Below are 612 nucleotides of genomic sequence, written 5' to 3' on the forward strand. Positions count from 1 at the left end.
GTCATGCCAGGCTTGTGGATCCGTGGCACCGTGACGCAGCATGTAAAACTGCCACCGCCCTTATGCGCACCAATATTCGGGCCGCCATGACCGTTGACCTCGAACGCGTAGATGCCTACATCGGTGTGGTTGTAGCCAACCATTGACACGGAGATTGGCTCGTCGCCACATCCGGACACGGCCAGTGACAATGCTGTAAGTAGGCCGGCTGACCACGCCCGTGGGCGCGCTACTGTGTAAGGCATGACTCTCCTCGTGGAACTGTGGTTACTTGCGCGCCTCGTCCCCTTTCAGGGGATACGCCGGATGACCAAGCAGCGTCATGGTCACGAACACCTTGACACTGCCGTCTCGAAAAAAATGGAGAGTCAGAAGCCCCACGTCTTCAGGGCGGTAGGGGGGCACAGGGACAATCCGCTCCTGCGGMACATCGTCGATGCGATGGACCCATCTGACCTTCGCCGTCATGCCAGGCTTGTGGATCCGTGGCACCGTGACGCAGCATGTAAAACTGCCACCGCCCTTATGCGCACCAATATTCGGGCCGCCATGACCGTTGACCTCGAACGCGTAGATGCCTACATCGGTGTGGTTGTAGCCAACCATTGACAC

Annotated in this window: 2 protein-coding genes; both read right to left on the reverse strand. The window is 58.8% G+C overall.

Features of this window, described 5'->3' with window-relative positions; all coding sequences use genetic code 11:
• Nucleotides 1–245 (reverse strand): DUF3304 domain-containing protein (locus tag AC1DP9_RS27740; protein WP_477109075.1); only part of this gene is annotated, 245 nt, incomplete at its 3' end.
• Nucleotides 246–267: 22 nt separating this feature from the next.
• A partial coding sequence (locus tag AC1DP9_RS27745) for a DUF3304 domain-containing protein (protein ID WP_477109076.1) occupies nt 268–612 on the reverse strand: 345 nt, incomplete at its 5' end.

The sequence above is a fragment of the Cupriavidus sp. 01L43 genome (assembly GCF_056399925.1).